The sequence below is a fragment of the Mesorhizobium sp. M7A.F.Ca.CA.004.06.1.1 genome, from assembly GCF_003999135.1.
Classification (GTDB): Bacteria; Pseudomonadota; Alphaproteobacteria; order Rhizobiales; family Rhizobiaceae; genus Mesorhizobium.
Genome location: NZ_RZPQ01000245.1, coordinates 1 through 7435, shown reverse-complemented (window position 1 = coordinate 7435; position 7435 = coordinate 1). Strand labels below are relative to the sequence as shown.

At 64.1% G+C, this 7435-nt stretch carries 7 protein-coding genes and 2 pseudogenes; 6 read left to right on the top strand and 3 right to left on the bottom strand.

Translation table 11 applies throughout. The annotated features are described in order from the left end of the window. Nucleotides 1-341: 341 nt before the first annotated feature. The 3 genes from EN906_RS16395 (at nt 342) to EN906_RS16385 (ending at nt 1924) form a co-directional block, all read left to right on the top strand. Nucleotides 342-1217: a CoA ester lyase gene (locus EN906_RS16395; RefSeq protein WP_127267289.1), complete on the top strand. Its 876-nt coding sequence runs from the start codon at nt 342-344 to the stop codon at nt 1215-1217. Nucleotides 1218-1267: 50 nt separating this feature from the next. Further along, complete coding sequence (locus EN906_RS16390) at nt 1268-1474, top strand: DUF1737 domain-containing protein (protein WP_127267290.1); 207 nt, start codon at nt 1268-1270, stop codon at nt 1472-1474. Between the two features lie 180 nt (nt 1475-1654). Next, nucleotides 1655-1924, top strand: coding sequence for a GIY-YIG nuclease family protein (locus tag EN906_RS16385; RefSeq protein ID WP_127267291.1), 270 nt, complete (start codon nt 1655-1657; stop codon nt 1922-1924). A 115-nt stretch (nt 1925-2039) separates the two neighbouring features. Here the strand turns inward: EN906_RS16385 and EN906_RS38290 are convergent. The 3 genes and pseudogenes from EN906_RS38290 to EN906_RS16370 form a co-directional block, all read right to left on the bottom strand. After that, a pseudogene (locus EN906_RS38290) lies at nt 2040-2152 on the bottom strand (metallopeptidase family protein); the annotation flags it as partial. A 53-nt stretch (nt 2153-2205) separates the two neighbouring features. Continuing rightward, nucleotides 2206-2631, bottom strand: coding sequence for a hypothetical protein (locus EN906_RS16375; RefSeq protein WP_127267292.1), 426 nt, complete (start codon nt 2629-2631; stop codon nt 2206-2208). Nucleotides 2632-2638: 7 nt separating this feature from the next. After that, a complete protein-coding gene (locus EN906_RS16370; protein ID WP_023763026.1) occupies nt 2639-3061 on the bottom strand; it encodes a metallopeptidase family protein in 423 nt (140 codons plus the stop codon). A 183-nt stretch (nt 3062-3244) separates the two neighbouring features. Between EN906_RS16370 and EN906_RS38285 the strand changes: the two genes are divergently transcribed. The 3 genes and pseudogenes from EN906_RS38285 to EN906_RS16355 all read left to right on the top strand — a co-directional run. After that, nucleotides 3245-4282: a hypothetical protein gene (locus EN906_RS38285; RefSeq protein ID WP_127375257.1), complete on the top strand. Its 1038-nt coding sequence runs from the start codon at nt 3245-3247 to the stop codon at nt 4280-4282. After that, nucleotides 4224-5697 (top strand): annotated as a pseudogene (locus tag EN906_RS16360) (DNA polymerase Y family protein). Before EN906_RS38285 ends, EN906_RS16360 begins: the two are co-directional and overlap by 59 nt. Next, nucleotides 5694-7435, top strand: a 1742-nt coding sequence (locus tag EN906_RS16355; RefSeq protein ID WP_127375256.1) for a PHP domain-containing protein, incomplete at its 3' end; no start/stop codon positions are given. The pseudogene EN906_RS16360 and the gene EN906_RS16355, both read left to right, overlap by 4 nt.

Below are 7435 nucleotides of genomic sequence, written 5' to 3'. Positions count from 1 at the left end.
GGGTGAGGCGGATCGGAGGAGGTTTTCCGCAGGCCTGTGCAGTTTTCGTGCAGGCAATTGTTGAGGTCGAATTCGCCATCTTTCTAACGTCGGCGCTGCCCCTCACCTGCCTGCCGGCATCCTCTCCCCGTAAACGGGGCGAGGGACGCTCTTGTCGCCGGTTTCGCCAATCTCCAGCGTCGCAAGAAAGGCGCCGGCGTTGCCGCCATCTCCTCTCGCCCCGTTTACGGGGAGAGATGTCCGGCAGGACAGTGAGGGGCAGCACCAGCTTTCGCGATGGCTCGCCTCAGGCACAGCCCTGCGCGCTTGCCTCACCTGCCCGCACGCGGCATAGATCACCCATGGAAACCTACCGCCCGCGCCGCTCCGTGCTCTACATCCCGGCCTCCAACGACAAGGCCCTGGCCAAGATCGCGCAGCTTGCCTGCGACGCCATCATCATCGACCTCGAGGATGCCGTAGCCCCGGCCGACAAGATCGCCGCTCGCGAAAAACTGGCCGGCATTTTCGCCAACCGCCCCAACGAACGCTGCGAGATGATCGTGCGCATCAATGCTCTGGCAACCGAATGGGGCGCCGACGACCTGCTGGCTGCCGCAGGCTGCGAGCCCGACGGCATCCTGTTGCCCAAGGTCGACACGCCGCGCGACCTGCTCGAGGCCGGCGATGTGCTCGACGACAATTTTGTCCCCGATAGCGTGAAACTGTGGGCGATGATCGAGACGCCCAAGGCGCTGCTCAACATCGGCGCCATCGCCGAGCTTGGCCGTGACCCGGCCTCGCGGCTCAGTTGTTTCGTTGCCGGAACGAATGACCTGGTCAAGGAGACCGGCATTCTGGCAACGCCTGACCGACGCTACCTCGTGCCATGGCTGATGCAGATGGTGCTGGCCGCGCGCGCCGGCGGCATCGACATGCTCGACGGGGTCTCCAACGATTTTCGCAACCTCGGCGCTTTCACCCATGAATGCGCGGAAGCCGCGGCCATGGGGTTCGACGGCAAGAGCCTCATCCACCCGGCCCAGATCGAAGCCGCCAACCGTGCCTTCGCACCGTCCGCGGAAGCCGTGGCCGAGGCGCGCTCGGTGAAGGAAGCCTTCGCGCTCGCCGAGAATGCCGGCAAGGGCGTGATCGCGCTGAACGGCAGGATGGTCGAGCGCCTGCACTTGGCGCAGGCCGAAAAACTGCTGGCGAAGGCAGCCGCCATCGGGGCATAAATGCTCGATGGATGCGAGCGGGCTATGGCTACTCACGACAGGACTGAACAATGAAACTCTACCGCTTTCTGTCCGGCCCGGACGATGCCAGCTTCTGCCACAAGGTGACGGCGGCGCTGAACAAGGGCTGGCACCTGTTCGGCTCGCCGACCTATGCCTACGACAAGAAGGCCAAGACGATGCGTTGCGGCCAGGCCGTGGTCAAGGATGTCGACGGCCAGGAATACGGGCCCGATACCAAGCTGAGTGACTGGTAGGGGACAGCGCTGAGGACTCTCTCTTTCTTCGTCATCCTAGGGCGGAGCAAGGAGCGAAGCGACGCGGCGCAGACCCTAGGATCCATGCCGTGACATTGGCCGTAGAATGCGGCGGATCAAAATGGCGCTTGTGCGCGCATCAACGCTCGCTACCCTGAAACCACGACCGGCTACGTCTATATGACCGCGAGTCAGAACCGCGGCACCATCTATATCGGCGTCACCAACGATCTCGGCCGTCGAATGCCTGAGCACAAGGCCGGCCAGGGCTCGCGCTTCACGAGTCGCTACAGCGTACAGCGGCTGGTGTGGTACGAGGAATATTTCGACATTACCGATGCCATCCAGCGCGAGAAGTCATTGAAGCGCTGGCCTCGACAATGGAAGATCGAGCTGATCGAAACGGCCAATCCGGAGTGGTTCGAGCTCTTTCGTGGAACCGGCTGGTAGCCGCTCGGGTTTCTTGCACCGCCGGAGCATAGCATCGCCGTCACGGCATGGATCCTAGGGTCTGCGCCGCGTCGCTTCGCTCCTTGCTCCGCCCTAGGATGACGAAGGTGTGGGGCTACTCGGCCGCTTCTTCGAACTTCTCCATATCATCGTCCGACAGGCCGAATGGTGACCGATCTCGTGGATGTCGCCCAGCGTCTCTTCGTTCTCGGACCAGTAGTCAAGGATATCGACGGTCAGGAATGAGGGCCGAATACAGCGCTTGGTCGATCAGTAACCAGCTACGCCAGATTTTCCCAGGCGGCTCTGATTTCGTTGAACCGTGCGTCTGCGCGGCCCTCGACGTCATCGCAGCCGAAATAGAGGATCGATAGCGCTGCAAGGAGACCGGGATAGCCGGAGACGGAATCCATTCTCGTAAGGATTTCAGGAACCGGCAACCGCTTGCGTTCAATCATGGAGATCGCGCATTCCGCTGTCATAGGTGCCATCGGGTGGTCGAATTCGGATAGCCAGAAATCGACCAGGGCAACGAGAGTGGCCGGTTCGATGGCAGCACTTGCGGGCAGATGGCAAAGCTCACTAAGTGCGAGGAAAGCGGCATTCGGCGAAATCCCGATGGCGGTTGCGATCAGTTCCCGGCTTTGTGAAATGTCGTGGTACGGCCAATTGCAATCGATCAGGTCGGCAAATTCTGCTTCCGTCATCTGAGTGCTACTCGGCCGCCTCTTCGATCTTCTCCATATCATCGTCCGACAGGCCGAAATGGTGGCCGATCTCGTGGATCAGCACGTGGGTGACGATGTCGCCCAGCGTTTCTTCGTTTTCGGACCAGTAATCGAGGATGGCGCGGCGGTAGAGCGTGATGCGGTTCGGGCCTTCGCCGGTCTGCGGGTTCCAGCGCTCGGCGATGCCGCGTCCCTCGAACAGGCCGAGCAGGTCGAAGGGCGTTTCCAGCGACAGGTCGTCCATGATCTCGTCGGTCGGGAACTCGGCGATCTGGATGACGATCTCGCCGGTCAGCTTGCGAAAATCCTCCGGCAGATGCGCATACGCCTCCAGCGCCAGGAACTCCATTTCGTCCATCGAGGGCGAGAGTTCGTCGTGCCAGGTGCGGGTCTTGTAGATGCGGGCCATGCTTTGTCCTTTGATCCCGGCATATAGGCTTTCGCACCGGAATCGGCAAATGAACGGGCCGATGCGCCTGCGCCATCCCTGCCGAGAGGAATAAATTCCCCATGACTCTGCTTGACTCCTGGGTCCCCCTCTGGAATCTATAGGGAACATAACAGGAACAATTGTGAGTGGAAGCTGACCGTCATGGCGATGACCGCCGTGGCGCGGGAGACTGTTTTTGCCCTGCGCCGCCAGATCGCGAAAATCGAGGGAACGCTGCCCGAGCGCTTGGCCGCGCCGGCCGCCGCGCCCCGTCACGCCGACGCCAACACCGATCTCACAATCGTCCGGCGTGGCATTGCCGCGGCGTTGCCGGATGCGTTTCTGCCTATCGGTGTCGAGCGCCTCGACGCCGCCCTGAGCGGCGGCCTGCCGAAGGCCGCCCTGAGTGAAATCCATGGCACGCAAACCCGCGATGCCGGGGCCGTCGCCGGCTTCGCTTTGTCGCTCACCAGTCTGATCCTCAAGCAAACGCCGGGGCTGCCGGTGCTGTGGATCGGCACATCGGAGATTTTCCGCGAGGCCGGCTTTCCCTATGCAAGGGGGCTTCACGCCTCGTTCGGCATCGAGCCGGAGCAATTGCTGTTTTCCGAGGCGCCAAGGCTTGTCGATGCGCTGTGGGTCGCCGAGGAGGCGGCCCGGATGACAGCGCTCGCCGCGGTCATCCTGGAAATCCGCGGCAATCCGCAGCGGCTGGACCTGACCGCGACACGCCGGCTGCATGCAAGGGCGCAAGCGGCCGGCCGGCCGGTGTTCCTGCTGCGGCAGGCGGCCGAACCCGAACCGACGGCCGCCCCTGTCCGCCTCATCGTCGCCTCGGCGCCGGCGGTGCCGCGCGACACCATCGCCGGGCCGCTGGCCGGCTCGATCGGCCGCCCGGCCTTCGCCCTCACCATCGGCAAGAGCCGCACAGCCCTGCCTGGACAATTCACACTGGAGTGGAACCCCGATGAACGCGCATTCGACGAAAGATGGGGCGACGAAAAAAGGAGCGAGGGAAGAGACCGGACAAAGAATCCTGTCCCTGTGGTTTCCCTATCTGGCGGCGGAAAGGATCCTGCGCCAGCGTCTGGGGCGGTCCTGGCGTTCCCGGCCGTCGGATCACCTCTCTCACCCGCCGCTCGTGATCAGCCATCGCGACCGCAACGCGCAGCGCATCTCGGCCCTCGACGAGCGGGCTGAGGCGCTGCACCTGAAGCGCGACATGGGCATTGCCGATGCGCGCGCCATGCATCCGTCGATCGACATCGTCGAGGCCGATCCGGAAGCCGACCGCCGTCTGCTCGAAGGCCTTGCCGACTGGTGCGACCGCTACACCCCGCTGGTGGCGCTGGATGGCGCGGACGGTCTGTTTCTCGACGTCACCGGCTGCACCCATCTGTTCGGCGGCGAACGCGCCATGCTGGACGAGATCCTGTCGCGCTTCTTCCATCAGGGTTTCGATGTCCGAGCCGGGCTTGCCGCGACGCCTGGCGCGGCCTGGGCGGCGGCACGCTTTTGCAGTGACCGCATCATTGTGTCAGGCGAGGAGGAAGCGCTGCTGGCACCCCTGCCGCTGGCCGCACTGCGCATCGAGCCGGCGACCCGCACCAGCCTGGAAAGCGTCGGCCTGCGCACGGCGGGCGCCGTCATGGCGGCCCCGCGCGCGCCGCTCGCCCGCCGCTTTGGCGCCTTGCTGCTCCTGCGCCTCGACCAGGCGCTTGGCCGTCTCGACGAAGCGGTGTCGCCGCGCCTTCCCGTCGCGCCGCTTTCGGTCGAACGCCACCTCGCCGAACCCGTCACCCTGACCGAGGACATCGAACGGCTGGTGGGCATGCTGGCGGCGACCTTGAAAACCGATCTCGAACGCCGCGGCGAGGGTGCCAGGACACTGGCGCTGCTGCTCTTTCGCGTCGACGGCGCCGTCAGCCGCATCGCCATCGGCACCTCGCGGCCGATGCGCGAACCCATGCTGATCCAGAAACTGTTCCATGAGAGGCTGGCCGCGCTCGAGCAGGATATCGATGCCGGCTATGGTTTCGATCTGGTGCGGCTCTCGGTGTTGGCGGCAGCCACCTTCGACATGCAGCAGGCTGATCTGACTGGTGAAACGATCGACGATGGCGCCGATATCGCGCTGTTCGCCGACCGCATCCGCGCCCGGCTCGGCGAGGGCGCGGTTCTCCGGCCGGTCGCGGTCGAGAGCCATCTGCCGGAGCGTGCTGTCGCCACGATCCCCTTCACCGAAGCGCCGCGCCGGACCACGCCGCCGAAAAAGCCCGGCAGGCTGCAGGCGCCACAAACCATTTTTCCGCCGGAACGGCCAATCCGGCTGTTCCGCTCGCCCGAACCCATCGATGTGCCGGCCACTGAAATGCCGGAAGGACCACCGCTGCACTTCCGCTGGCGGCGCGCGTGACCCGGTAGAGCGCGCCGAAGGGCCGGAACGCATCGCCGCCGAATGGTGGCGGGAAGCGCCAAGCGACGAGGCGGCATCGACGCGCGACTATTTCCGCATCGAGGATGCCGATGGCCGCCGCTATTGGCTCTACCGGCAAGGTCTTTACGGCAACACGCAGGTACCGCCGCGCTGGTTCATGCATGGTGTCTTCGCATGAACGCGCTGACCGTCATCCCCTATGCCGAATTCGGCATCCAGTCGAATTTCTCCTTCCTGCGCGGCGCCTCCAAGCCGGAGGAGCTGGTGGTCGCGGCCAAGCTCCTGGGCTTCTCCGCGATCGGGCTTGCCGACCGCAACACGGTGGCCGGCGTGGTGCGCGCCTGGCAGCAGGCCAAGGTCGAAAAGCTCTCCTATCACCCCGGCTGCCGGCTGGTTTTCGGCGACGGCACGCCGGACATCCTCGCCTATCCCCAGGACCGCAAGGGCTGGGGACATCTGTGCCGCATGCTTACCCAAGCCAATCTGCGCGACGAGAACGAAAAAGGCGCCACCCTTCTCCAGCGCGGCGACCTCCTCGAATGGGGTGACCTGATGTCGCTGGCGGTCCTGCCCGGTCTGTCGGCGGGCGCGGAAGATAGTCTTCCCCTGCTTGGAGACCTCAAAGGCCGCTTCGGCAGGTACCTGCGGCTTGGCGTTTCGCCCGACTACGCCGGCAATGACCGTTTCCGCATCGAGCAGGCCGCGGCGCTTGCCGAGAGCGTCGGTATTCCGCTGATGGCGACCAACGACGTTCTCTACCACACGGCCGAACGGCGCCCGCTGCAGGACGTGCTGACCGCGATCCGCCTCAACACGCCCGTCGCCGAGGTCGGGCTGCAACTCAGCGCCAATGCCGAGCGTCATCTGAAGCCGCCAATGGAGATGGCGCGCCTGTTCCGCAGGCATCCGCAAGCGCTGGCCGAGACGCTGCGGTTTGCGGAAGAACTGACCTTTTCGTTGAGCGACCTTCAGTACAATTATCCGGACGAGCCGACGGAATCGGGTCTTGGCCCACAGGCTGAACTGGAGCGGCTGGCGCGGGAGGGAGCGGCCAACCGCTATCCGGCGGGTGTGCCGGATTCGGTGACCAGGCGCATCGAGGAAGAGCTCGCTTTGATCGAACGCCTCAACTATGCCCGCTATTTCCTGACTGTCTACGACATCGTCAAGTTCGCGCGCAACAAGGATATTCTCTGCCAGGGACGTGGATCGGCCGCCAATTCGGTCGTCTGCTTCTGCATCGGCATCACCGAAGTAGGACCGGAAAAAATCGATTCGCTCTTCGAGCGCTTCATTTCCGAGGAGAGAAACGAGCCGCCGGATATCGACGTCGATTTCGAGCACGAAAAGCGCGAAACCGTAATCCAGTACATCTACGAGAAATACAGCGGCAAGCGCACGGCACTTGCGGCCGCCGTCATCAGCTATCGCGGCCGTTCGGCGCTGCGCGAAGTGTCGAAGGCGATGGGCCTGTCCGAGGATGTCAGGGCATCGCTTTCCGGCTCGATCTGGGGTTGGTCGACATCGGAGCTTGGCGAGAAGGAAGCCCGCGCCGGCGGCCTCGACCGCACCGATCCGGTGTCGAGGCACGTGATGGAGCGTGCCAATGAGATCATGGGCTTCCCCCGCCATCTGTCGCAGCATGTCGGCGGCTTCGTCATAACCAGGGACCGGCTCGACGAGATCGTGCCCATCGTCAAGACGGCGATGGACGAGCGCAAGATGGTCGAATGGGACAAGGACGATCTCGACGCGGTGAAGATCCTGAAAGTCGACGTGCTGGCGCTCGGCATGCTGACCTGCCTCCAGCGCGCCTTCACCTTGCTTACTGACCACTATCCAAAGGCGCGAGACAAATACGGCCGACCTTATGTGCTGGCCACCCTGCCGGCAGAAGACGCCCGGGTCTACGATAT